The following is a 25,021-nucleotide window of genomic DNA, read 5'->3' on the forward strand; positions in this document are numbered from 1 at the left end:
CGTTATTCTAACAAACCGCCTTGGTACGGATCCGTATGCCGGGTGGTGTGAGAGGACAGATAGGGAAATAATCCCTATCTTCCTACTCGATTATCGTTATTATTATGCTTTCAGCGCAGCTAAATAGCGTTTAATAGTTTCTTCTAGTCCCAAATACAATGCGTCTGAAATTAAGGCATGTCCAATACTAACCTCCATAAGGTCTGGAATATGCTGATTAAAATAAGCTAGGTTATTTAAATCTAAATCATGGCCTGCGTTCAACCCAAGCCCTACTTCACGTGCTTTGACAGCAGCTTTGAAATAAGGTTCGATTGCTTGGTTTTTGTCAAAACCAAACTCTGCTGCATAACCTTCAGTATATAACTCGATTCGGTCTGTACCCGTTTCGGCAGCGGCTTCGACCATATCTTCTACTGGGTCGACAAATATGGAAACGCGAATGCCTTCGTCTTTGAAGACTTTCACCATTTCTTGTAGATATGTTTTGTTTTTAATGGTGTCCCAGCCATGATTGGACGTCAATTGACCCAGCGCATCAGGTACAAGTGTGACTTGTGCAGGCTTATTGGCAAGTACCAATTCCACAAATTTCTGCTCTTGGCAATTTCCTTCGATATTAAATTCTGTTTTGATTTCCGCCTTGAGGTCAAAGACATCTTTATAGCGGATATGACGTTCGTCAGGACGAGGGTGAACAGTTATTCCCTCAGCGCCAAAGCGTTCGCATGCTAAAGCGGCAGCCACCAGATTAGGAACATTACCTCCACGTGAATTACGTAAAGTAGCGATTTTGTTAATATTTACAGAAAGTCTAGTCATATCTGCGATTTTTGTAAGATGTTATCTTTACAAATGTAAAGAAAGTTTATCATTTGCCCGGTTGAAGGAATAATTACTCCCATAATTTTTATAAATTGCATAGTAAATGGACGGAATAAGCTTCAATATCTTAGATGGGTTTAGGTTGCTGGATATTATCGATATCCTTTTGGTGGCTGTAATCATTTATTATGTGTACAGTCTGATCAAAGGAACGATAGCGGTTAATATTCTCTTGGGTGTGGGTTTATTCTATGGGATTTATCTCGTGGTGAAGCAATTGGAGATGCGTCTTTTGACCGAAATATTCGGTGGCTTTATCTCTGTAGGATCTATCGCTCTTATAGTCGTATTCCAGCAAGAAATACGCCGATTTTTATTGCATATCGGTAAGAATATCTCCCTTCGACGCAAGAAATTTTTTCTCAGCTTCATCGGAAACAAACGTACCGCAAACGAGGATCATTCCGAGCAGATTCGGATTATTGTAGATGCATGCAGGAGCATGTCCAAGGCGCGTACCGGCGCGTTACTTGTTTTTTCGAGACACTTTGATGAAGAATATTACCAATCCAGTGGAGAATATATTGACGCACCGCTTTCGAAGAGATTGCTGGAAAGTATTTTCTTCAAAAATAGTCCTTTGCACGATGGTGCTGTAGTTATCGTAGATTTTAGGGTGATGACAGCAAGCTGTGTATTGCCGCTATCCGACAGTGAGGATTTGCCTCCGCAATTTGGGTTGCGTCACCGTGCTGCTATCGGAGTGACAGAAGTTTCGGAGTCTGTAGCGGTCATAGTATCTGAAGAGACTGGTGAGATTTCCTTTGCCAAAGATGGAAATATTAATATGAACCTTAGCGCCGAAGAATTAGAACAATTATTGAAGGATGAACTTTAAATTTTGAATTATATTTTCCTAATTATCTTTTTATCCGAATAATGTTCGAGTAATTTTAATTTTCTGCGTACAAATATCAAATTGTTTTTATTAAATTTACCTGTATATAAACACTAAAATTTGATGTCATGCATTTTGAAGAAAATAATCCTTTAGACATTGTTTTAAACGATTTGTTCGAGCATTATCGTAAAAATGTCGCAGATGTTGATAAGATCACAAATGCTTTATTGGAAAAAGGAGTTGTAAATTCACAAGATGACATTGTGAATGATCATATCGCTTTTCGTACGCTTGGTGTTCCAAATTTAGGAATAGCCTCTTTTGAGAAAATTTTCTTGACGTATGGCTATACGAAGCGTGATTATTTTTATTTTGAAGGTAAAAAACTCGATGCCTATTGGTTTGCACCTCCTTCCGAGGGTTATCCAAGAATCTTTGTTTCGGAATTGCGTGTTCATGAATTAAGTCCAGAGGCACAAGCTATTATCAATAAATATACTGCTCCAATCACCTCAGATCCTGTTGATGATATAGACCTCAGCAATGGCAAAGAAGCAGCTGCATTTCTACAAAAACCGTTATGGGATTTGCCCACGTCTGAAGAATATCAGACCTTGCTTAAAGAGAGTGAGTACGCAGCTTGGGTGATCTACAATCGCTATTACCTGAATCATTATACAATCAGTATTCATGAGTTGAAAGACGGCTACAATACTTTGGAGGAATTTAATGATTTCTTGTTAAGCATTGGTGTGAAGTTGAACAACTCCGGAGGAGTAATTAAAACAAGTGAAGACGGCCTATTGCGTCAAAGCAGTACGGTATCTGCCTTGTATAATGCCTCATTTGCCGAAGGCAAGGTTTTAGAAATAGCGGGCAGCTACGTCGAATTTGCCGAGCGCTCCGTATTACCGGCCTATAAGGATTTACCAAAAGAAGAGATTACTTCAAAACATCGCCGCGATGGGTTTGAAACCAATAATGCTGACAAAATCTTTGAAAGTACATACACTACACAAATAAAGGGATCGTAAAGTGGAAGAGAAGTTGCAGGAATTAAAAGAATCGCTTTCGGGCGATCTTTTTTTCGATATGAAGATGCGTCTGTTGTATGCAACCGACGCATCTGCGTATCGTGAAATACCACTCGCCGTGGCTATTCCTAAGACCGAAGAAGATATTCGTCTGTTAATTGCCTTTGTCCAAGAAAATAATACCTCCTTAATTCCTCGGACAGCGGGGACTTCGCTGGCAGGGCAAGTCGTAGGAAGCGGCATTGTGGTCGATGTATCGAAGCATTTCACCCGAATACTGGAAGTAAATAAGGAAGAACAATGGGTGCGCGTGCAACCCGGTGTGATTCGCGATGAACTCAACCTATTTCTACGTCCTTATGAACTGTACTTTGGACCCGAGACGTCTACTGCCAATCGGGCTATGATCGGTGGGATGGTGGGCAATAATTCCTGTGGGTCCAATTCGTTGATTTACAAAAGTACGCGTGAGCATACACTTGAAATCGAAGGTTATTTGTCGGATGGAACTAAGGTGTCTTTCTCGGATTTGAGCTTTGAGGAATTTATCACTAAATGTGAAAATCCTGGCTTGGAAGGCGACTTGTACCGTCATATTCGCACCTTATTGGGTGACTATAATAATCAGGAGGAGATTCGAAAAGAATTTCCTAAAAAATCAGTCGAGCGACGGAATACAGGTTATGCGATAGATATACTTTTGGAGACGGACCCGTTTACGGCAGGAGGAGAGAAGTTCAATTTCTCAAAACTTATCTGTGGTTCTGAAGGTACATTACTGTTTATTACCGCTATCAAGCTCCATGTAAATAAACTTTCCAATAGACCCTCGGGTTTGTTGTGCGCACATTTCGCGTCCTTAGATGATGCGCTGCGTGCTAATCTCATTGCCTTGCAGCACAAGCCTTTGGTGAGTGAGCTCATGGATGATTATATCTTAGCATGTACAGAGAATAATCTTGAGCAGCAGCAGAATCGTTTTTTTGTGCAGGGCAACCCCAAAGCCATTCTTATCATCGAATATGATGCTCAGTCAGAGGTAGAGTTGCAACAAAAAGTGGCTGCAGTAGAAGACGATATACGGGCAGCAGGATATGGCTATTATTTTCCACTGATTGTAGGCGCAGACAAAAAGAAAGTTTGGGATCTACGCAAGGCGGGATTAGGATTGCTTAGCAATACACCTACGGACGAAAAACCAGTAGCCGTAATCGAAGATACCGCTGTGGATGTGGCGGATTTGCCAGCTTATATCGCTGAATTTAATGAAATTCTGAAGAAGTATAATCTGTACTCCGTACATTATGCTCACGCTGCCACGGGTGAACTCCATCTACGACCTATTATTAATCTGAAGACCAAAGCCGGCAATCAGTTATTTTGGGATATAGCCTTCGAAATTGCTAAGCTTGTCAAAAAGTATAGGGGTTCGTTGAGTGGAGAACATGGAGACGGTCGTCTTCGCGGAGAATTCATTGCCTATATGATCGGTGAGCATAATTACCAACTCCTTAAGGAAGTCAAAGATACCTGGGATCCTAAAAGAATTTTCAATCCGGGAAAAATCGTCGATACGCCTTCCATGAATACTTTTCTGCGCTATGAATCAGGCGTAGAAACGCGAGAAATAAAGTCTACGTTCCGCTATAAGGGACAAAATATATTGCAGCATGTCGAGCAATGCAATGGCTCGGGCGATTGTCGCAAAACCGAATTGTCTCAAGGGACAATGTGTCCTTCCTATATGGCTACGCGCAATGAACACGATACGACGCGTGCCAGAGCCAATATTTTACGTGAATTTTTGACCAATTCCAGCAAAGAAAACCCATTTGATCATCCCGAGATCAAGGAAGTAATGGATTTGTGTTTGAGTTGTAAAGGATGTAAGATCGAATGTCCATCCAGTGTGGACATGGCCAAGGTAAAAGCAGATTTTCTGCAAGCATATCATGATGCGAATGGCCTTCCAATACGCACGCGCATGATAGGTATGGTGGATCAGCTGACCGCATTGATGTCTTATATTCCTGGTATTTATAATTTTACGACATCAAATCCGCTCACAAGTAATCTCGTAAAGAAAATGTTGGGATTTGATGAGCGCCGAACTATCCCACAAGTTGCCAGTCAGTCTTTGCGTAAATGGTTTGTCCAACGTGATAAACCGCTTTGGACAGACAGAAAACCGATCAAGGAGGTTTATTTCTTCTGTGATGAGTTTACGAATTATAATGATGTGGAGTTGGGAAAGAAGGCTATTTTATTGCTCGAATCTTTGGGATATGAAGTCTTGGTTGTCGACCATGCAGTGAGTGGAAGAGCCTTAATGTCCAAGGGCATGTTGCGCGAAGCGCGTAAACTAGCCAACAAAAATGTCAAAATATTTTCTTCTCGTTTATCAGAGGAGGTGGCATTGGTAGGAGTAGAACCCTCGGCCATCTTATGCTTTAGGGATGAATACGTTGACTTAGTCGATGAGGCGTTGGAAGGCGATGCTCGCCTAATGGCTCCCTATTCGATGGTCATCGAGGAGTTTCTATGGAAAGAAATACAATTGGGCAATATAGACCAAGAGATGTTTGTCGATAAGCCACAAAAAATATTATTGCATACGCATTGCCAACAGAAAGCGTGGAAACTTCAACAGCCGGCAGCCTCTTTATTGGCATTCCCCAAGGGATATGAAGTGGATATAGTGCCTTCAGGATGTTGTGGAATGGCAGGATCCTTTGGTTATGAGAAGGAGCATTATGCTATTTCGATGCAAATCGGCGAATTGGTATTGTTCCCTAAAGTCAGAAGCAAGGAAAAAGATACGCTTGTCGTGGCTACTGGCGGTAGTTGTCGCCATCAAATCAAAGATGGTACGCAGGAATCAGCAATCCACCCGGTGGAAGTATTGTATAATGCATTGAAAAAATAAAGCCTACATTTGTAGGCTTTATTTTTTCTGGTATGTCCAATTATTTCACGGCATTTAATGCATCCGTGTTTAACTTAACGTATTCGGTATTATTTGATTTTGTAGCCATTTCAATTCCTTCTTCAGCTGCTTTACGCGCTCCCGCTTTATCACCTGCTTTGGCAAGAATACGTGATTTCCAATATTTAATATGTGGCGCACCTGTATTTCCTTCATCGGCCAATTTCGCCCATTCAGCAGCTTTTTTGATGTCTAGATTGTTGGTGAAATAATATTGTGCCGCTTGAAAATAAGGCTTGCGCTCGCCTTGCATCGCCTGATCAATGCTCGCCAAGATCTCTTTGGACTGATCTGTTTTGATCGTGAAACCTACTTTTGTTTTTTCCCAAGCTAAGGAAACATGCGTTGACTTTGGAGTGACATCCTCAAAAGAAATAGTAAATGTTTCTACCGGATTCGCTATTGACTGCGGCTTTACTTTGAAACGTAAAAAATCCTCTTCTTGCTTGTATTGGTAAGAACCCCATTGTTTAGGGTTTTTGCTCAATATTACCGTCCACTCATTCTGTGCAGGGATGGTGAAGATACCATACGTACCAGCGGGCACTGCATTACCTTCAATGGATACTTCTTCTTCGAAGGTGATAGATGGAATATTGTTTGCTCCAGTACGCCACACTTCATTATAAGGCACAAGAGCACCAAATATCTTGCGTCCATTCATATTTGGACGTTGGTAGCTAAGCGAAATGTTCTTAATTCCTAGACCTTGCGTTATGGTCGAAGTGCTACTTGCGGGTGGTAATTTGACCTGAGCTTGGCTCATTTCTGTTCCTACAAGTAGTAAGGCTACCGTTGCTATTGATAAAAGTGTTTTTCTCATGTTGTTGTTTAATTTTTACAGTGAATTTAATAAATTTTTTAGGCTTTTGACCTGCATAGGTATTAAATCTCGATTAATATTCTTGTTACTGAATTTTTGTAATTCAGTTTCTAATTTATTTAGCTGCTCTGTCTTTCCTTCTTTGCTGAGCTGCGTCCGCAGCGCATTGATCTTTTCGACAGTCTGGATACCTTCACGAAGTTTTTCAAAACGAATACTTGTTTCATTTTCGGGATAAATAAGGTACGTATCTCCTCCGGGCCATGTCCCAAAGCGGCTGTCCATATTTGGATTTGCATTCCAACAATCAAAGGCCCATCGTAAATAACCATCAAAACCACGTTGCAGGGTGTTGACCATCAGGTAGATCGGTTCATAATAGCCAGAACTTGTGAAAGTGTTCGGATAAATCTCATTACAGCAGGTATATGCGGTGGTTTTGTAGCCCTTGGCTTTGCGGGATGCTAAGATCTCTGGAGCCATCGTGTCGTAAAATGGAATAGCATAGTCAATAATGTCATCCGATAATTCAGGGTGGTAATATCCTGCTAAAGAAATCTGAAAGTTAGGATCTGCTTTTTTTATGATACGTGTGGCTTCTTGCATATCTTTCATTGGTCTTTCGTCCATGGCGATAGTTGTCTTGCCAAACCAACCTTTTTTCTTCAGGTGCGCAGCAAAATCTTTCAAGAATGGATACCAATGGTCTTCGTAGGCTTGCTCTCCGGGTTTGGCTTTTAATACTTCTCGCTTTTGCGTGGATTCATCAAAATAATAAAATGAAAGATTCCATGGAATCATGCTGTAACAGTTGATGTAATCGTGTACACCAATGCTGTGCATGTATTCTACCCATTTGTCAAATAGTGTATAATCGTACCTCCAAGTGCCGTCCTTTCTCTTCACCCAACGAATCATGGCGTCATATTTATCATACGTTTGGCTATTCCAAGGGTCGTAAATCAATGTAGTGGTTATATTTTTTTGTCCTGCATCAGCTAAACGTTGCATATGCGGTCTGATTTTGTCCAAATGGGCTGTAGAAAAGGCTTCAAGCTCATAATACCGTGCCGAGGAATATGGATTTTGCCATAGATCTAAATGGAAATCCCAATCTTTTGGTTGCTGTAGCGTCTGATTTGTAATCTCAAGGGTATAAGGCAGGGATATTTTTTTTGTCTCTACAGTAGATTTGATAGTCACCAGAAGCTGTCCGCTGTATGTTCCGGGTTTGGTATCCTGCGGAATGGCTATACTTAACCACAAGGGTCTGACTTCGTGACTCTGAAAAGTAATAGTAGAAGTATTCGTAATTCTATCCGCCACCAGTGTCGAATCCAATATGACATTGATACCACAGCCTGACTTGAGCTGCGAAGGATCGTCACTGATTACGAAAGCTATGGGGGTGAATTGAATATGATTATTGGCTATGCTATGATTATTTGATTTTAAATCAGTTGCGGACAATGTTATCGTAGAATTGTTGAATTTGCTATATTGTGTCCAAAGTGCCAATTGCGTATTTATCGTTTCTCCTCTCCAGGCTGTCACATTCCACTGTTTGTGGATATCTTTGGCATCCGGTACATTATGTTTGGACAGACTGAAGTCGCTGTCAACAAAGTGAAAATTGATGTCTTGATTTAAATTCTGCCAAGCTGATTGATCTGCCTGTTGTTTCTTTGGGTCTACAGGTTCTTTGACTTGTGCAAAACTGTTTACACTCAAAAGGATCAGCATCAAAACACATAATTTTTTCATAGTTTATAATTTGATACTGAAAATACAAAATATATCGCTTGTATAATAATAAAGGCTTTCATTTGAAAGCCTTTATTATTATTATTTATATAGAATTCTAAATTTTATTGTGTTTTCGATTTGTTTTAATTGTTTGATGAGTGATTTGTCATAGTTGGAATCAATGTCCGTCACTACATAACCAATATCACCTCTTGTCATCAAAAATTGAGATAATATATTGATTTGGTTGTCTGCGTAGATATTGTTGATTCTAGCGAGGATACCGGGTACATTTTTGTGAATGTGGAGAAGACGATGGCCTTTTAATTTTTTTGGCAATATCAAATGCGGGAAATTCCGGCTTTGATCAGTGTCTCCATTATTGATAAACTCTGCCATACGGCGCGGTACGAATTCCGAATTGGTAGACTTTTCTTTCTTATCATCAAAAATCACAATACCTTTTTCGGTACACAAGCTTCTGCTAACATTTCCTTTTACGTCACCCAAATAACCTAGTGTTTTCAATTTGTCAGCGCGTGACAATTGCTCATTAGTGACTTTCACGCCCTTACCTAATAGCAACATGCCGACATCGCTTGTATATTTCTCCTCAAACGTATCTTTCACACGAATTGAAAAACCGTCACGCTTCAAGATATCTATAGCGATTTCGGGTACATCTCCAACGATAAGGCACAGAATACGATTTTTAGGATACGAAATAGCGGATGGCAATTGATTTACGTACAAGAATTCGTCAAAACTCGGTGTGACGTGATCCGCTTTGTCGGTTACGCTTTTTCGCGAAATATTTTCGGTGAAGGCAAAAAATTTCTCGATCAATCCGGATTCTTTCAACTGAAAATCCGAATATCCGTCGCCTATACCGTATATTTTACCTTGAATATTTAAATCTTTCAGCAATTTAACCTTTCCACCTTCGTCAGACAGCGGGTTGGTGTCATCGTATCCGATGATATAGCCCTGCTCGTCGAATTTAAAGGTGTTGGCGTAAATATTCTCTTCCAATATGCCGTAAGGTGATACCACAGGAATAATAAATTCCTTAAATCCGCCCGAAACAATCCATGCTGTATCAGCATTCTGCTTGAAAAATTCCCTATTTCTATCAAAAGACTTGGATACCTTCTTCTTTAAGTGCTTTATAAGCTTTTGTAAGTGGCTTTTGTTTGCTTTGAGAAGAGAAATTCTTCCTGCAAGACTCTCGCGGAAAGAAATTTTTCCTTCCATTGCCAAGTTGGTATACCGTTCGATTTCTTTGTATACTTTCTCTTGGTCAGGGCTACCTTCTAATGATATACGAGCTAGTTCGTCCAATGCTTCCACTTGTGTGAACGTACTGTCGAAATCAATGATGTAATAATTTTTCACGGTGTTTAGATTGTTTGTGTTCTGTCGTTTTTATAATATGTATTTGCAATTTCTTGCAAGGTATGATTCAAAGGTTTGAAAGAGTAATTGATGGCTTTGGTGATCTTCTCATTGGAAAAAGCCAATAGGGAGGCTGCCGCCTGCACCGATTCCTCCGTGATGACCGGTTTTTTGCCTGTCATTAAGGATAGGACTTTAGCCATGCGCCAAGCGGAGGATAGCATCAAGTTGTTGGCTTTCAGGGTGGGAGGTTTCTTATCGATCAATTGAGCAATTCGATAAAGAAGTTCTTTGTTGCTGATATTTTCGGAATTGAGAATAAAGCGTTCGCTTTTGATATCGCTATTCATCAGTTGAAACATGATTTTTGTGACATCTTCTACATCCACTATGCCTACCGAGCCACCCGTAAAGATTTTGATGCCGTTGTTTACAAGTTCGAAGATTGCACCTGAACCTTTCTTATACGAACCCAGCCCCATTATGACCGATGGATTTACTATTACTGCATCGAGACCTTCATTAATTCCGCGCCAAACCTCGAGTTCGGATTTGTATTTAGAAAGTGCATAATTCGACATTTTTGGGTCATACTCCCACTTATCCGCTTCATTGACTGGCTTATTATCTTTGCGGGAGCCTAATGCAGCAATCGAACTCACATGGACCAATCGCGCCTGATGTTCTAAACAGAGATTGACAATATGCGCCGTACCTTCGACATTGACTTGAAATAGTTCGTAGGAATCCTCTTTCTGGTAAGAAACTTTGGCTGCACAGTGGTACACTTGATTGATATTGACAAAAATGTCCGCTAGCGCAAAGTAATCCGTTACATCTGCATCAATCCATTCGATAAGGGAGGAGGATTTGAGCATTTCGGGTATGGCAGAGGAGGAGCGCTTGGTCGCTAATACAGCATGACCTTGTTCAATTAACAATTTTATAAGCGTTGATCCTAAAAAACCCGTACCTCCAGTAACTAATATCACTTGCTTTCCTTTTAATGTTTTTATAGCCATTCAAATATAGATTTTTAGGATATGTAAAGCAAAAGTTATATGGTATTTATCTACTTTGATTGCATGCAAAAGTTTTATGAATTGGATGAATAAATGCATATTTGCATAGCGAGAGATCAAAATATTGTATTTCGTTACTAATAATTTCCAACTATGTCATTAGCAGATTTTTTTTCACCGGTTGATTTATCCAATTTCACATCCAAGACGGAATATCTAAACTCCCAACTTGGACAGGTCATTCATATTTATAAAGAAGAATTTCTAAATCTGGAGGATGAGGAACAAAGACCTCAGCTTGCTATTATCGGTGTGGAAGAAGATCGTGCAGCTGTCAATAATAAAGGTGCTTCCAAAGCGCCAGATGCGGTACGCAAGCATTTGTACGACCTGTATCAAGGTGATTATAAAATAAAAATTGCTGATTTTGGAAATATCAAAGCAGGGGAGTCCATAAGTGATACATATGCAGCGCTTAAAATCGTCGTGGAAGAGTTAGTGAAAAAGGACATTGTTCCTGTTATCATCGGTGGAGGCCAGGACTTGACTTATGCGCAATACCGAGGCTATCAGGAGTTGGAACAGCGTGTAGAAGTAGCTGTGATTGATGCCAAATTTGATTTGGATCAAGAGCATTCAGAAGATATGCCGCTAAATTCTCAAACTTATCTGAATCATCTGATCTTGCATCAGCCTGATTATTTGTTCAACCTTAATAACGTAGCCTATCAGACCTATTTGGTCAGTAAAGAGTCTATAAATATGTACGACAAGCTGTTTTTCAATGCACAGCGTGTGGGCATGATCGCAGGCAAATTGGATCAAGCAGAACCGATTATCCGTGCTGCGGATATAGTGAGTTTTGATATTGGTGCGATTCGTGCCTCCGAGGCTCCGGGTAATGCCAACGCAGTTCCGAATGGCTTATTTGGGGATGAAGCCTGTCAATTGGCTCGATATGCCGGTATGTCTGACAAGTGTAGCTCCATTGGCTTCTATGAGTTTAATCCGACTTTTGATCCGATGGAACAAACAGCCATGCTGGTTTCACAGATGATCTGGTGTTTCATTGATGGCTATTACTATCGTAAAAATGATGCGCCGTTGATTCCGAAGTCTGCGTATATTATTTATCGTACGACTTTAGAGAACGAGGACCACGAATTGGTTTTTGTGAAGAGTAAAAAATCCGATCGATGGTGGATGCAGGTGCCTTATTTCGGTACAAAATCCGTGAATGAGCGTTTCTATTTAGTACCATGTCGATACGAAGATTATCAATTGGCCGTGGCGGGAGAAATGCCGGACTTGTGGTGGAGAACACATCAGAAATTACAATAATATAAAGTGGTCTTTTGAGACCATTTTTTGTTTGTCAAAAAACTAATATACAAGCGCTAACAGCTTCAGGACTTTAATCAAGAGAAAACATGGATACGATCTTAATCGCTATAATTATTGGGCTAACGCTGCTTTCGGTCTATTTGTTATTGCAAAAATCTAAAGCGGTAACTAAGTCTGAATATGAGAAATTACGTCAGCAAAAGCAAGATCTGGATATTGAATATGCCAAAGTAAAGCAAATGGCTGATGTGCACTTGCAAGAAAAAGAAAACTTAAAGAAGATGCTCGAACGTGAGCAAAATGAGCGAAATGCATTGGAGCGAACCCTCGAAGGAACGAATGCTTATTTGCAAGCCCAACAAGAGAAATTTGAAGATCAAAAAATAGAAATAGAACGTACAAAAGCACAATTTAATGCCGAATTTCAAGTGTTGGCGAATAAGATTTTGGAGGAAAAGACCCAAAAATTTACGGCTCTGAATCAGGAATATTTGGGTGTAATATTGGATCCTTTGAAAGAAAAGATAAAGACTTTTGAAGAGAAGGTAGAGAAAACATACGCGCAGGAGTCCGCGGAGCGGAATGTACTGAAAGGGGTGGTGGAACAATTGATGCAGCAAAGCCTCCAGATAAAAGACGAAGCCAACAACTTGACGCGAGCACTCAAAGGTGATTCAAAGAAGCAAGGCAATTGGGGTGAAGTGATTTTGGAGCGCGTGCTGGAGCGTTCGGGATTATCGAAAGATCAAGAATATCGTTTGCAAGCTTCTTTGCAAGATGAATTTGGTCGTCGCTTACAACCGGATGCTATTATTGATTTGCCCGATGATAAGCAGCTAATTGTAGATTCCAAAGTTTCTTTGGTGGCGTACGATAATTATATCAATGCTGAAACGGAAGAGGAAATGGCTGCTCATCTAAAAATGCATGTGCAATCCATCGAAAATCACGTGAAAGAACTTTCTGCAAAGAATTACCACAGTCTGTACGGCATTCATTCGCCAGACTTTGTGTTGTTGTTTATGCCTATAGAATCGGCATTAAGTCTTGCGGTCATGCATAAGCCCGAATTGTTTTCTGATGCGTGGGATAGGCGTGTGGTGATTGTTAGCCCATCGACGCTATTGGCTACGCTTAGGACGATTGCTTCTATGTGGAAACAAGAACGACAAAATCGCAATGTGCTTGAGATAGCTCGCGAGGCGGGTGCGCTGTATGATAAATTTGTTGGGTTCCTGACGGATATGCAACAAATACAAGTTCATCTGCATAAAGCTTCCGAAAAACATGATGAAGCCATGAAAAAGTTGTCGACAGGGGCTGGTAATGTAGTCCGTCGTGTAGAAAATCTTAAATCGCTAGGTGCAAAAGCGAATAAGCAAATTGATGATAGGTATCTGGAGTCTTAATTGATAAATGAAAATAGGTAGATTTACTTCCTTAAAAGCATCTACCTATTTTTATAAAATGTCTACAAAACTTCGATATTTTTAATACCCCATTGCGGTATCATCACCGCGGTGGTCAGCGCCTGTTTGCTTCTTTCCATTCGGTAATACAATAATATTTTCTACTCGACCGATATTGCCACGTTTGTATATTTTGTAGCCATCTTTTTCTAAGCTGGCGCGTGTTTTTTCGTCAATAGCTTTGCTTTCTACATCGATGCGGTCTGGCTTCCATTGGTGATGAAAGCGTGGTGCACTTACAGATTCTTGCGCTGCCATCCCAAAATCAAGAACATTCACTATCGTCTGGAATACAGAAGTGATAATCGTAGATCCTCCCGGAGTACCAACTACCATCTTCAATTGACCATCCTTCTCCACGATAGTTGGGGTCATAGCGGATAGCATGCGCTTGCCAGGCTCTACCGAATTGGCTTTACCACCCAATAGTCCATACATATTAGGTACACCTGGTTTCACAGAAAAGTCATCCATCTCATTATTCAACAAGAAGCCTGCGCCATCGACCCATACCAATGAGCCGTAAGAGCCATTGATGGTTGTGGTCAATGATACCGCATTCCCATCCTTATCTACAATGCTGTAATGTGTTGTTTCTTCTGACTCATAGCCCGGAAATTTTCCTGCTTTGATCGTTTCACTATCTGTTGCTTTAGCCAATGATACATTCGCCATGCGAGATTGATTGTAAGCTGCTGATGTCAAGTGTTCGACCGGTACACGATAGAAATCAGGGTCACCCAAATGCGTTGCTCTGTCTGCATATACACGGCGTTCGGCTTCGACCATTGCGCGAACGGTGCTGTCAGACTGAAATCCCCATTGAGCCAACGGATATTTTTCAACAGATTGTAATAAAGCCAAGAGCGCTACACCACCACTGGATGGGGGAGGCATTGAAATGATTTTATGTCCTTTATATTCACCCACAATAGGTTTACGCCAAATCGCTTTATAATTTGCTAAATCACTGTGCGTCATGATACCGTTACCACGCTTCATTTCTGCGACAATATAATCAGCTGTTTGGCCTTTGTAAAATCCATCACGACCTTGTGTGGCGATACGTTTTAAGGTTTCTGCCAATTCTTGTTGAACGAAGATATCGCCTTCCTTCCATTCGCCGTCTTTGATGATGGCTGCGCCATTCGGGTTGAATTTGACAAATCTTTCCTTATAGCTATTGAATTCACGTGCTTGCATGGCTGTAATGGCAAACCCTTTTTCTGCCAATTCTATCGCGGGTTGAATTAATGCTTCCCATGATAATGTTCCGTATTTTTTGAAGGCTTCATCCATTCCCGCTACAGCGCCCGGTACACCGGCTGCTAGCGGTCCGTATAAACTTAAGTCTGTAATCGGATTGCCATCTTTATCGAGGTACATGTCTTTGTGCGCAGCGGCAGGAGCTTTTTCACGAAAGTCCAAGGAATTCACTTCACCAGTCTTACTGCGGAATACCATGAATCCGCCACCTCCCAAATTACCAGCGTTAGGATAAACGACCGCTAAGGCGAATTTCACCGCTATCGCGGCATCAATTGCATTTCCACCTTTTTTCAAAATATCTACGCCAACTCGTGAGGCAAGGGGATGTGCCGTAACTACGGCGCCATTCTGGTACTCATTGTTGGTATTTTGATAAGGTGAACTGTTTTTGTGGGATACACAGTTGTAGTTAATGAAAACTAAAAAAAGGAAATAAACTAGATTTTTCATAAGGTTAAGGTTACATATACTTCTCAAATATAAATGAAATAGGGTGAATTATTGAATTCAGAATAATAATTCAAGGGATTATATCAACTTTTCGTTGTTTTTATGCCGATCGGCATCGCGATTTGTCTTTTTATCCAAATTCTTTTCCAAAGCTTCCGTAAGATCAATGCCTGTTTGATTGGCAAGACAAATCAGCACAAATAATACATCGGCCATTTCATCCGCCAGGTTGACCTCTTCGTCTGACTTTTTGAAAGACTGCTCCCCATATTGCCGCGCCATAATACGGGCAACTTCGCCGACTTCTTCCATCAGCATAGCTGTATTGGTCAACTCATTAAAATAGCGGACACCTGTCGTCTTGATCCATTTATCTACGATTTGTTGGGCTTCTTGTATGGTCATAAGTTCTAAAAATTATCTTTATCTTTTGTGTTCATGATTATAGTCACAGGCCCGTCGTTGCGAAGATCAATTTTCATATCTGCGCCGAAGATGCCCAATTGCACTTGTTTATCAAGCAATCTGCTAAGCAAATGTGCCATTTCTTGGTACATAGGTTTGGCTTTCTCAGGCTTGGCGGCACGTATAAAGGAGGGTCTATTGCCTTTTTTGGTCTGGGCAAATAGCGTAAATTGAGAAATTAACAAAATATTGCCTCCTATATCCTGAATGGATTTATTCATCAGTCCATTTTCATCCGAAAAAATCCTTAAGTTGACAATTTTATTAGCCAACCATTCCATATCTTCTTTGGCATCCTCATCTTCAACACCCAATAATATTAAAAATCCATCTTCTATAATGCCTGTAATCTGATTGTCTACAGTGCATGAGGCATGGGTGACACGTTGTATAACTGCTCGCATAGGGTAAAAGTATAAAAAAATGGCAAAATTTTAGTGTGTGCTGATAACGGAAGAATGTTTCACAAGCCACAGGGGAGAATTAGTTACAACAATGAAGAGTGGCTGCGCTACCTCGAAGTAACTTTGAAGAATGCACTAACGCAAAGAAATGCTATTAAGTTTTATTTAACTTTTGGGAAATATTATTATTTTATAAAACATTATTTCTCAATTGATTGGGGATTTGTGATGTCGTATTTGCGTGTGCGCTTGAATTTCTGGTGGGGCTGTCTGTTCCATTTTAGCTGGATCTTTATATTTGTCGTGTTGTTTACATCAGCAGAAAGCTTATTTGAAAAACCTTATATTGACAAGACCGATGCATATTCATTAATCATCGAAGAGAAGCCCTTCTTTGATTCTGATCTCGCAAAACCAATCACGATTGATAGTCAAGATGGGAAGCTGAAGCGACTAGATGCGCAACAATATCAATTGCAAGCGGTCCTAGATACTTTATATGGAAAGAACGAGTATTATTCGACGAGTTCTTTTTTGAAAATAGATTTTGACTCCAAGGAAGGTATTGCAAAAGATAAATTCATTGATTTGATAAAAGAGGAATACGACATTATTTCCATGAAAACGTATAAGAAGATGGAGTAGCATAAGCCAGCACAAAAAAAGGCGGTATCAAAATCTGATAACCGCCTTAGGTAGATATAATAATGTTTTTAAAATCTTAAATTCAAGCCCAGCATAAAGTTGGTGCCCGCTTGTGGGTAGTAGAAGTTGTAAAAGTCACGTGTACCTTGTGATTCAAATATCTGTCCCCATGTATAACCAGAAGTTTCGTATTTCGCATTAAAAATATTATTTACAGAGGCCATTACATCCATGTTTTTCAGCCCGAATGCCGCAAACGAATAGTTGCTACGCAGATTCGTGTAAGTAAAAGGGTCTATCGAGCGTTCTTTGGCTGAGCTATTGTCCAAATACACTCTTGAAACATACTTGCTGACTAAAGATATCGACCAATTGTCTGTAGGCAGATATGTGAAATTGTTGGATAAAATTGTATTGGCTGCTTTAGCAATTTGTGTGCTCTTGTAGTGAAACTGTTCCTCACGCACAAATTCCCAATTGTCGTCCAATACTGATACATACTCCACAAAATTTCTGATTTTATTGTCGCTCAGTGCTGCGGTAGCAGACCAGATAAACTTAGGGTGTATCGCCCAACTGGCGTCGAATTCCCAACCGATGCGGTAGCTGTCGGGTATATTCATGCGCAGTTCTGCACCTGTATCGTTGAGTTGACCGGTAGGAACCAATTGGTCCTTGTACAGCATCGCATAGAAGTTGGTCCCTATATTAAAGGATTCATTGCGGTATCTATAACCCGCTTCTACATTTTGCATGCGCTCGGGTTTAGGAAATTCACTACGCGGATTTTCGACGTAATCCTTACGTACTGGCTCTTTGCTCGCGTAAGCGTATGAAGCGTATAGGTTTGCATTGGGTGATACGAAATAAGTGACACCCAATTTAGGATTGATAAAATGTAAATTATCCTTGAATCCAAAATCTTTGACTTTGTCGTCATCTCCTTGGGATCTGTAATTCACATTACGGTATTGCACATCCAGATTCACCAACCAATTGTCCAATCTATAATCCGCTTTGAAATACGTGTTAAAATCCTTCTTCGTCGCATCATTGAAATAGTATTTGTCATCGAAGGATGTATTGGGATAAACATCGACTTGGATGACTTCACCATAATGATCACCTATGTATTCATTGTAAGCACCTCCTAGCGTAAAATTCCATAAAGTAGACGGCTTGTAGTTTGCGGAGAATGTGGTGCCGTAAAAATGATTATCCAACCATCTTCTACGTACTAGATCGGATCTATCTATTGTTTCACCTCCCTGTACAAGGTTAGGAATGCCGTATCGCGATAGTTTGTCATTCTCCCGGAATTCTTCATAATAACCAGCACCTCTTGTATAATGAAGTGCAGCATTCAGGTTCCAAGCGTTATTCGCAGTGTATGTATAGTGTAAATGCGAATGTGTCTGCTTGTAATTGTCCGTTTGGTTGTCGTAAGTGTAATAATTGTAACGTCTATCGGCATTCATCAGGCGCTCATATTCTGGGCCAGAATACAAACCAAAATTATTATTAGCATATCGCTCCAAATCCGCACGGTCACCTTTTAGTAAGGGCTCTGCTGTGCCATACCATGCTTGGTATGTTTTTTCTTTACCCGTGAAGACAGTCGCTTTCAAAATATGCTTGTCGGTGTATAGTCCGCCATCGACATAAAGCGATTGGAGGTTTGAAGTAGCTCTTTCTATATAGCCATTGGAACTAATGCGAGATAGTCTTGTGTTGAATGCAAATTTATTGTTAATAAGCCCTGTACCAGCCTTAACAGTATTCTTCCAAGAATTATAAGACCCAAAAGAATTGTTGAGTTCAGCATAAGGCTTTGTTTCCAAAGCATCTGTCTGTAAATTCAATGATGCACCAAATGCTCCCGCTCCGTTGGTCGAGGTACCGATCCCGCGTTGAACCTGGATACTCTCCGTACTGGAGGCAAAGTCGGGTAGATTGATGAAGAATGAGCCCTGACTTTCTGCATCATTCAACGGAATACCGTTGATAGTGACGTTAATCCGCTGATTGTCCGAACCGCGAATGGTCATATTGGTATAGCCGATACCTGCTCCTGCGTCGGATCCAATGATGATTCCCGGAGTCTGGTCTAGCAAATAGGGAATATCCTGTCCTAAGTTATTTTTTTTTATTTCTTCTTTGCTAATATTCTTAAATGTGGTGGCTGCATTTTCTTTCGCCCGCGTCGCATACACAAATACTTCCTCCGATTGAATCACTTTTAGCTTCATCTGCACCGTCAAGGAGGGGCTACCTGCCGCCAAAGTGGTTTTGTAATCGCTGTAACCTACATGGCTCACATTCACATGTACAGTTGAATTGTTTTGCAAGGTGAAATCTGCTTCCCCGCTTTCATTTGTCTTTTTGGAGGAATTGTTCACCGTGACAGTGGCATTAGAAATAGGCGAGGACCGCTCATTGACCACCTTAATAGTTGTTTTTTGTTGCGCAATACATACAAACGCAACAAGGCTCAAAGCCCACAAAGCAATAACATGCTTAATCATAAGTAAAAAATGTAAAATAAGTTAAACGTTATTACTGCAAGGGGTTACAGTAACGTATAATTTAACCGCCCATTCCCTCCGCTGGCATTATCCAGATCAGGTGTGTTTAATTCTTTTTTTTTAAAATTAAACCGGGTATAATCTCAGCCTGTATTCGTGTTAACTAACAAGGCACCCCTATTCGATGTTTCAAAAATAGCTATTATATTGAATTTATAAAAATTTAATGGGAATTTCCATGAAAAATTGTATCTTCAAAAGATAGATTTATTCTATTTTTGCTTAAATCACACACTAATATAATGATACAATACTTTTCGGCTGATTATATTATTCCGATTACATCCGAGCCTATACGTAATGGAGTGATTGCTTTCGAAGATGGGGTAGTTGTAGGGATTTACAAAGGGGTTAAAGAGGGGATGGAGAATGTTCAAACATTATGTGGAGTTTTAATTCCGGGATTTGTAAATACACACTGTCATCTCGAGCTTTCACATATGTTGGGCGAAATTCCTCGACGAACCGGCTTAGTAGATTTTATCACTCAGGTTATCGGGAAGAGAGGGAATGATTCCGAAAAAATCGAGCAGGCAATGGAAGAGGCGGATAAGATGATGTTTGAGAACGGAATTCAAGCAGTGGGAGATCATGCAAATACGGCAGCATCCGCTCTGGTAAAATCGCAGAGCAAAATTAAGTACCATACCTTTGTTGAGATTATTGGACTTCGTGATGAGGAAGTAATGAGCAAAATTGATGAAGCCCGCGACATCGAATTTTATTTTGATCCTAATCATGCTTCCATCACCCCACATGCGCCTTATTCTTGCTCCAAAGCACTTTTCAAAGCGTACAAAAAATCAATAAGCGATAGCAATATTATTTCTATTCACAATCAAGAAAGTGAAGAGGAAAATAAATTGTTCCGTTACCGAACTGGAGATTTTCTGCGTTTCTATGAAATGATTGGGATAAACATTGAAGATTTCAAAGCGCAGGCGCGTAACTCTATTCAATCGTACCTTAACTTTTTGCCATCAGCAAATCGTACTGTGCTGGTACATAATACCTATATGTCGATTAAGGATTTGGATTTTATAACGCGTATGGGCCGCAAAGTCACCTTATGCTTGTGTCCAAATGCTAATCTATATATCGAAAACATATTACCAAAAGTTCAGTTGTTTGCTGATCACAAATATAATATTGCACTGGGAACTGATAGTTTAGCGTCCAATAATACGTTGAGCATATTAGACGAATTGAAAACCATACATCGCGCCTACCGTGACCTGAGTTTGTTGGAAACCCTTCAATGGGCGACTATCAACGGCGCAAAAGCATTAGGCATGGAAAAACATATTGGATCTTTAGAAGTTGGTAAGCAACCCGGATTGGTACTGCTTAAAAATATTACCAATTTAAAGATGACGGATCAAGTTACTTTACAAAGAATTATTTAATTGATTACTTTTGCTTTGATGAAACATATAAATATCAAAGTAACAGGTAAAGTTCAAGGCGTTTATTTCAGAGCAACTACCAAAGCGGTAGCGGATCAGCTAGGAATCAAAGGGTTCGTTCTTAATCAAAAGGATGGGGCAGTATACATTGAAGCTGAAGGAGATAAGTTTGCACTGGATTCTTTATTGGAATTTTGTAATGAGGGACCGGATAGAGCGGAAGTCAAACAGGTGGAGGTAGAAGAATCGCCCAATATGAAAGGTTTCAAAAATTTTGAGGTTCTCAAACGTCTTAAATAATTCTGATTGTGTCTGCCATTAAGAAATTTCTGAGCGATACCGTGATCTACGGTATGACGACAATTGTAGCGCGTGTCTTAAATTTTCTTTTGACACCCTTCTTTGTTAAAAAATTTGAAGCCTCCTTATATGGCGTATTCACTTATTTGTATTCCTATGCTGCCCTTATCAATGCGTTCCTGGCATTTGGTATGGAGACGACATATTTTCGTTATCTGCAGAAGGTAGAGCCGAAGGATAAAGAAAAGGTATTCAACAATAGCTTCATCATTACGCTGTTCGCGACAGTGCTTTTTGTGGCCAGCATGTTTATTTTTTCGGATCCTATAGCCTCCTGGATTCAGTCTGTGGATTTGGCGAAGGAAGAATACATCACTTTTGTTAAGTTTTTTGCGGTAATATTAGGTGCGGATGCTTTGGCTGTGGTGCCTTTTGCACGTCTGCGTGCAGAGGGAAGGCCCATACGCTACGGCGCAATAAAGCTTATTAATATCTTTATTCTCGTATTTTGTAATTTATTCTTATTGTACTGGCTTCCGACGTTGATGGAAAATTCTTCTTTCTGGCAGTCGTTAGCTTCAGGGTGGTACCGAGAAGGATGGTTGGGCAATGTATTTATTTCCAATCTCATCGCCAGTGTAGTTACCTTAATCCTTCTAATACCTCAAATAGCTAAATTCTCCTTCCGAGTGGATGCCGCTCTTCTCAAAAGTATGTTGAGCTATAGTTTTCCGATATTGATAGCCAACATCTCGTTCATCATCAATGAACATCTGGACAAGATGATGTTCCCAAAATTGATTCCTACAGCGCAGGGAGAGACAGATTTGGGTATATATGGCGCAGTGGCCAAATTGGCTATTTTCCTAAATCTTTTTGTGACAGCATTCCGATTGGGGGCAGAACCTTTTTTCTTTTCCTATGCGAAAAATGAGAATGCACGGCAAGTCTATGCCAAGATAATGGAATATTTTGTCATGGCGATGGTGGTTGTGATGGTCGGATTGTGTGCGAATTTAGACTGGATAAAATATTTTATCAAAGGAGGTGAATTGCAGCAAGACGTATATTGGTCAGGATTATATATCGTTCCAATATTATTGCTCAATAATGTTTTGCTCGGAATCTATATGAATCTATCCGTGTGGTATAGGTTGTCGGATCAGACACGATATGGTCTTTATATCTCGGGTATCGGTGCGATTATTACCGTGATTTTAAATTTGAGTTTGATACCTTCCTTTTCGTATTTCGGTGCTGCAGTGTCTACCACAATTACGTACTTATTCATGGTCGGTATTTCCTATTACTTAGGTCAGAAAAATTATCCTATCCCTTACAATACGCTAAAATGTGTGAGCTATTTACTAGTTGGTGCAGTGGCGACCTTGATCATGTATTATCTTTTTGAAAGTAATATTTGGCTCAACAACGCTTTATTTGTAGTGCTTATGCTAGTCTTAATTTATTCTGAAAGAAAAATCATTAAAACGATTGTCGCAAAATTGTAAAATTATTCTAACTTAGGCTTATAAAACTAAGTTATGAGAAATCTATTTGTCTTTTTGTTAATACTATTTAGTGTTAACAACTCTTTTGGTCAATCGGAAGAAGTGCCAAATTTTCGAAAAAGTGATATTCTTATTGATCCATTCTGGTTGATTGGAGGCCTAGCGGTCAACGCTAATTATGAACGTATTCTGAGTGAAGATTCAGGTGTGGGTGCCAATGCTATTTTCGGTATTGGAAGCGATTTGGACGATTTTGTGCAAATTTCCCCTTATTACCGTGCTTATTTTGGTGCTAAGTATGCGTCAGGTTTTTATATTGAAGGATTTGTTCCTTTTGCAGTCGTCGAAAATAAAGAGTGGAGCAATGGTTCGCAAACCACGAGTTCTTCCAAAAATACTTCGGCAGGCTTAGGTTTTGGGCTAGGTGGTAAATGGGTAGCAAAGAAAAGTTTGTATTTGAACTGAATCTTGGAATTGGAAAACAGTTTATCGGCAAATTCAGTAACGAGGACCAAGTTACCGGAAAAGGTATGATTGGTGTAGTTTTGCATTCTAACAAATACAGAAATAGCCGTTAATTCTAAACGGCTACTTCTGAAAAATTATATTTTATATCCTCTAATACTTCGAGGATGTCTTGCTCATTAGACAGACCGACTAATTTTACACGGTAATCTTTAAAATTGGGAATGCCTTTAAAATAATTGGCATAATGCCTACGCATTTCAAAAATTCCTGTTTTGTCGCCTTTCCATTCGATAGATTTGGTGAGGTGAGTCTTGCACACATCTACGCGTTCGGCAATAGTAGGTCCTTCTAGGCGTTCTCCCGTATTGAAAAAATGTTTGATCTCACGGAATATCCACGGATAACCTATGGCAGCGCGGCCGATCATAATTCCGTCCACCTCATATTCTTGACGCCATGCAGCTGCTTTTTCTACAGAGTCCACATCGCCATTGCCGAATATTGGAATCTTGATACGTGGATTCCTTTTGATGTCACGAATCATTGACCAGTCTGCCTGACCCTTGTACAGCTGCGCGCGTGTACGACCATGGATGGATAATGCTTTGATGCCCACATCTTGGAGACGTTCGGCTACTTCATATACATTTTTGGTATTATCGTCCCAGCCTAGGCGTGTCTTAACCGTCACAGGTAGGTGTGTGGCCTCGACGACTGCCTTGGTCATAGCGACCATTTTGTCAATATCTTGCAAGAGGGAGGAGCCGGCACCTTTACAGACCACTTTTTTGACCGGACAACCATAGTTGATGTCAATTAAATCGGGATTGGCTTTTGTACAAATCTCCGCAGATTGGCGCATACTTTCGATATCGCCACCGAAAATCTGAATACCTATAGGCCTCTCGTATTCGAAAATATCAAGCTTTTGAAGGGATTTGGCCGCGTCACGGATTAATCCTTCTGAGGAAATAAACTCTGTATACATCAAATCCACCCCATTCTGTTTACATACGTAACGAAATGGAGGGTCGCTCACATCTTCCATGGGAGCTAATAATAAAGGGAATTCCCCAAGGTCAATATTTTCACCTATTTTCACCGACATGCTGCAAAAATAAGTAAATAAATACTTTAATGGAAAATTCCCTCTTTTTGTGAATATACTTTGACGAAAATAGGCTATTTTATCTGCTGCACAAAATCATAAATGGCTTGTGCTGGATCTCCCGTTTTCATGAAATTTTCGCCTATCAAAAAGCTGTCGAAGCCTCGGCTTTTTAGATCTTTAATCGTTTCCGGATCGGATATTCCACTTTCGGACACTTTTATAAAGGAATTAGGGATTTTATTCACCAGATCGTACGAATGGGCTAGCGATACACTGAAATATTTGAGATTGCGATTGTTTACCCCGATAGCATCTATCGAAGGGAATATGTTGTTGAGCAATTCTTCTTCGTTATGTACTTCCAAGAGCACATTGAGCCCTAAGGATTTGGCGTACAATGAAAATTCTTCTACCTCATGCGTGGATAGACAGGCTGCTATCAACAAAATAATGTCAGCTCCATAGGCTTTAGCTTCAGCAATCTGGTATTTATCGACAATAAATTCCTTGCGGAGTAAGGGAATAGTAAGGACTTCCCGGGCCTTTGTCAAATCTTCGAGTGTGCCCTGGAAGAAATCATTGTCTGTCAATACGGATATGGCTGAAGCTCCAGCGGCTTGATAGCCTTGTACAACTTCTTCTACCGTTGCGGTACCATTGATAAGGCCTTTGGAAGGCGAAGCCCGTTTGAATTCGGCGATTATTCCCGTACGTTGGTTATGGAAGATAGATTCGCGAAGCGAATAACATTCTCTACCGAAAAGTGGATATTGTTTCAGTTCTTCCAAAGATACAGTTGCTTGCGCAGCTGCGACTTCTTCTTTTTTGCGTGCTACAATTTTATCTAGGATAGTCATTTTTC

General features: G+C 40.3%; 21 protein-coding genes. 10 read left to right on the plus strand and 11 right to left on the minus strand.

Annotated elements, in window-relative coordinates:
• Positions 1 to 102: 102 nt before the first annotated feature.
• A complete protein-coding gene (locus tag EDC17_RS13345; RefSeq protein WP_132778559.1) occupies positions 103 to 822 on the minus strand; it encodes a pyridoxine 5'-phosphate synthase in 720 nt (239 codons plus the stop codon).
• A gap of 106 nt (positions 823 to 928) precedes the next feature.
• On the opposite strand from EDC17_RS13345, the gene cdaA reads away from it, so the two are divergent.
• The 3 genes from cdaA to EDC17_RS13360 all read left to right on the plus strand — a co-directional run bounded on the left by cdaA (position 929) and on the right by EDC17_RS13360 (position 5,686).
• Positions 929 to 1,723 (plus strand): diadenylate cyclase CdaA, encoded by a 795-nt coding sequence (gene cdaA / locus EDC17_RS13350; protein ID WP_132778560.1) that lies wholly within the window; start codon positions 929 to 931, stop codon positions 1,721 to 1,723.
• A 128-nt stretch (positions 1,724 to 1,851) separates the two neighbouring features.
• On the plus strand, positions 1,852 to 2,760 hold the full coding sequence (locus EDC17_RS13355; RefSeq protein ID WP_132778561.1) for a DUF1338 domain-containing protein: 909 nt from the start codon (positions 1,852 to 1,854) through the stop codon (positions 2,758 to 2,760).
• A 1-nt stretch (position 2,761) separates the two neighbouring features.
• Positions 2,762 to 5,686 (plus strand): FAD-binding and (Fe-S)-binding domain-containing protein, encoded by a 2,925-nt coding sequence (locus EDC17_RS13360; protein WP_132778562.1) that lies wholly within the window; start codon positions 2,762 to 2,764, stop codon positions 5,684 to 5,686.
• Between the two features lie 40 nt (positions 5,687 to 5,726).
• On the opposite strand, the gene EDC17_RS13365 is transcribed toward EDC17_RS13360, so the two are convergent.
• The 4 genes from EDC17_RS13365 to EDC17_RS13380 form a co-directional block, all read right to left on the minus strand.
• Positions 5,727 to 6,569 (minus strand): DUF2911 domain-containing protein, encoded by an 843-nt coding sequence (locus EDC17_RS13365; protein ID WP_132778563.1) that lies wholly within the window; start codon positions 6,567 to 6,569, stop codon positions 5,727 to 5,729.
• Between the two features lie 15 nt (positions 6,570 to 6,584).
• On the minus strand, positions 6,585 to 8,333 hold the full coding sequence (locus tag EDC17_RS13370) for a DUF4091 domain-containing protein (protein WP_132778564.1): 1,749 nt from the start codon (positions 8,331 to 8,333) through the stop codon (positions 6,585 to 6,587).
• 81 nt (positions 8,334 to 8,414) lie between these two features.
• Positions 8,415 to 9,710 (minus strand): HAD-IB family phosphatase, encoded by a 1,296-nt coding sequence (locus EDC17_RS13375; protein WP_132778565.1) that lies wholly within the window; start codon positions 9,708 to 9,710, stop codon positions 8,415 to 8,417.
• Between the two features lie 5 nt (positions 9,711 to 9,715).
• Positions 9,716 to 10,732 carry an SDR family NAD(P)-dependent oxidoreductase gene (locus EDC17_RS13380; protein WP_243646155.1) on the minus strand — a complete coding sequence of 339 codons (1,017 nt, stop codon included), beginning with the start codon at positions 10,730 to 10,732 and terminating at the stop codon, positions 9,716 to 9,718.
• Between the two features lie 153 nt (positions 10,733 to 10,885).
• Here EDC17_RS13380 and EDC17_RS13385 point away from each other — a divergent pair, with 153 nt between their 5' ends.
• A complete protein-coding gene (locus EDC17_RS13385; protein ID WP_132778566.1) occupies positions 10,886 to 12,073 on the plus strand; it encodes a formimidoylglutamase in 1,188 nt (395 codons plus the stop codon).
• A gap of 89 nt (positions 12,074 to 12,162) precedes the next feature.
• On the plus strand, positions 12,163 to 13,485 hold the full coding sequence (rmuC, locus tag EDC17_RS13390) for a DNA recombination protein RmuC (RefSeq protein WP_132778567.1): 1,323 nt from the start codon (positions 12,163 to 12,165) through the stop codon (positions 13,483 to 13,485).
• Positions 13,486 to 13,566: 81 nt separating this feature from the next.
• Here rmuC and ggt read toward each other — a convergent pair whose 3' ends face one another.
• The 3 genes from ggt to dtd form a co-directional block, all read right to left on the minus strand.
• The gene (gene ggt / locus EDC17_RS13395) at positions 13,567 to 15,264 is read right to left on the minus strand and encodes a gamma-glutamyltransferase (RefSeq protein ID WP_132778568.1); all 1,698 of its coding nucleotides are present in this window, start codon (positions 15,262 to 15,264) and stop codon (positions 13,567 to 13,569) included.
• A 78-nt stretch (positions 15,265 to 15,342) separates the two neighbouring features.
• Positions 15,343 to 15,669 (minus strand): nucleotide pyrophosphohydrolase, encoded by a 327-nt coding sequence (locus tag EDC17_RS13400; RefSeq protein WP_132778569.1) that lies wholly within the window; start codon positions 15,667 to 15,669, stop codon positions 15,343 to 15,345.
• A 5-nt stretch (positions 15,670 to 15,674) separates the two neighbouring features.
• Positions 15,675 to 16,133, minus strand: coding sequence for a D-aminoacyl-tRNA deacylase (gene dtd, locus EDC17_RS13405; protein ID WP_132778570.1), 459 nt, complete (start codon positions 16,131 to 16,133; stop codon positions 15,675 to 15,677).
• Between the two features lie 54 nt (positions 16,134 to 16,187).
• On the opposite strand from dtd, the gene EDC17_RS13410 reads away from it, so the two are divergent.
• Entirely contained in the window at positions 16,188 to 16,778 is a 591-nt protein-coding gene (locus tag EDC17_RS13410; RefSeq protein ID WP_132778571.1) for a hypothetical protein, read from the plus strand.
• Positions 16,779 to 16,846: 68 nt separating this feature from the next.
• Here the strand turns inward: EDC17_RS13410 and EDC17_RS13415 are convergent, their stop codons facing one another.
• Positions 16,847 to 19,303: a TonB-dependent receptor gene (locus EDC17_RS13415; protein ID WP_132778572.1), complete on the minus strand. Its 2,457-nt coding sequence runs from the start codon at positions 19,301 to 19,303 to the stop codon at positions 16,847 to 16,849.
• A gap of 302 nt (positions 19,304 to 19,605) precedes the next feature.
• Here EDC17_RS13415 and EDC17_RS13420 point away from each other — a divergent pair, with 302 nt between their 5' ends.
• The 4 genes from EDC17_RS13420 to EDC17_RS13435 are packed head-to-tail and all read left to right on the plus strand — an operon-like array spanning position 19,606 to position 23,045.
• Positions 19,606 to 20,769: an amidohydrolase family protein gene (locus tag EDC17_RS13420; RefSeq protein ID WP_132778573.1), complete on the plus strand. Its 1,164-nt coding sequence runs from the start codon at positions 19,606 to 19,608 to the stop codon at positions 20,767 to 20,769.
• Positions 20,770 to 20,787: 18 nt separating this feature from the next.
• Complete coding sequence (locus tag EDC17_RS13425; protein WP_132778574.1) at positions 20,788 to 21,069, plus strand: acylphosphatase; 282 nt, start codon at positions 20,788 to 20,790, stop codon at positions 21,067 to 21,069.
• Positions 21,070 to 21,122: 53 nt separating this feature from the next.
• Complete coding sequence (locus EDC17_RS13430) at positions 21,123 to 22,580, plus strand: lipopolysaccharide biosynthesis protein (RefSeq protein ID WP_243646156.1); 1,458 nt, start codon at positions 21,123 to 21,125, stop codon at positions 22,578 to 22,580.
• Positions 22,581 to 22,613: 33 nt separating this feature from the next.
• Complete coding sequence (locus EDC17_RS13435; RefSeq protein WP_132778575.1) at positions 22,614 to 23,045, plus strand: hypothetical protein; 432 nt, start codon at positions 22,614 to 22,616, stop codon at positions 23,043 to 23,045.
• Between the two features lie 115 nt (positions 23,046 to 23,160).
• On the opposite strand, the gene dusB is transcribed toward EDC17_RS13435, so the two are convergent.
• Both dusB and trpC read right to left on the minus strand, forming a co-directional pair.
• Entirely contained in the window at positions 23,161 to 24,156 is a 996-nt protein-coding gene (dusB, locus tag EDC17_RS13440) for a tRNA dihydrouridine synthase DusB (RefSeq protein WP_132778576.1), read from the minus strand.
• Positions 24,157 to 24,230: 74 nt separating this feature from the next.
• Positions 24,231 to 25,016, minus strand: a complete 786-nt coding sequence (gene trpC, locus EDC17_RS13445; protein WP_132778577.1) for an indole-3-glycerol phosphate synthase TrpC — start codon at positions 25,014 to 25,016, stop codon at positions 24,231 to 24,233.
• Between the last annotated feature and the right edge of the window lie 5 nt (positions 25,017 to 25,021).

The organism is Sphingobacterium alimentarium (assembly GCF_004342685.1).
GTDB classification, from domain to species: Bacteria; Bacteroidota; Bacteroidia; order Sphingobacteriales; family Sphingobacteriaceae; genus Sphingobacterium; species Sphingobacterium alimentarium.

Bases quoted from the DNA above. Each gene is read 5' to 3' on its own strand.
- EDC17_RS13400 (WP_132778569.1), bottom strand. From the start codon at position 15,669: ATGACCATACAAGAAGCCCAACAAATCGTAGATAAATGGATCAAGACG.
- dusB (WP_132778576.1), bottom strand. From the start codon at position 24,156: ATGTCGGTGAAAATAGGTGAAAATATTGACCTTGGGGAATTCCCTTTA.
- EDC17_RS13365 (WP_132778563.1), bottom strand. From the start codon at position 6,569: ATGAGAAAAACACTTTTATCAATAGCAACGGTAGCCTTACTACTTGTA.
- EDC17_RS13420 (WP_132778573.1), top strand. From the start codon at position 19,606: ATGATACAATACTTTTCGGCTGATTATATTATTCCGATTACATCCGAG.
- EDC17_RS13385 (WP_132778566.1), top strand. From the start codon at position 10,886: ATGTCATTAGCAGATTTTTTTTCACCGGTTGATTTATCCAATTTCACA.
- EDC17_RS13380 (WP_243646155.1), bottom strand. From the start codon at position 10,732: ATGGCTATAAAAACATTAAAAGGAAAGCAAGTGATATTAGTTACTGGA.
- ggt (WP_132778568.1), bottom strand. From the start codon at position 15,264: ATGAAAAATCTAGTTTATTTCCTTTTTTTAGTTTTCATTAACTACAAC.
- dtd (WP_132778570.1), bottom strand. From the start codon at position 16,133: ATGCGAGCAGTTATACAACGTGTCACCCATGCCTCATGCACTGTAGAC.
- EDC17_RS13345 (WP_132778559.1), bottom strand. From the start codon at position 822: ATGACTAGACTTTCTGTAAATATTAACAAAATCGCTACTTTACGTAAT.
- EDC17_RS13355 (WP_132778561.1), top strand. From the start codon at position 1,852: ATGCATTTTGAAGAAAATAATCCTTTAGACATTGTTTTAAACGATTTG.
- EDC17_RS13425 (WP_132778574.1), top strand. From the start codon at position 20,788: ATGAAACATATAAATATCAAAGTAACAGGTAAAGTTCAAGGCGTTTAT.
- EDC17_RS13410 (WP_132778571.1), top strand. From the start codon at position 16,188: ATGTTTCACAAGCCACAGGGGAGAATTAGTTACAACAATGAAGAGTGG.
- EDC17_RS13415 (WP_132778572.1), bottom strand. From the start codon at position 19,303: ATGATTAAGCATGTTATTGCTTTGTGGGCTTTGAGCCTTGTTGCGTTT.
- trpC (WP_132778577.1), bottom strand. From the start codon at position 25,016: ATGACTATCCTAGATAAAATTGTAGCACGCAAAAAAGAAGAAGTCGCA.
- rmuC (WP_132778567.1), top strand. From the start codon at position 12,163: ATGGATACGATCTTAATCGCTATAATTATTGGGCTAACGCTGCTTTCG.
- EDC17_RS13430 (WP_243646156.1), top strand. From the start codon at position 21,123: ATGACGACAATTGTAGCGCGTGTCTTAAATTTTCTTTTGACACCCTTC.
- EDC17_RS13370 (WP_132778564.1), bottom strand. From the start codon at position 8,333: ATGAAAAAATTATGTGTTTTGATGCTGATCCTTTTGAGTGTAAACAGT.
- cdaA (WP_132778560.1), top strand. From the start codon at position 929: ATGGACGGAATAAGCTTCAATATCTTAGATGGGTTTAGGTTGCTGGAT.
- EDC17_RS13435 (WP_132778575.1), top strand. From the start codon at position 22,614: ATGAGAAATCTATTTGTCTTTTTGTTAATACTATTTAGTGTTAACAAC.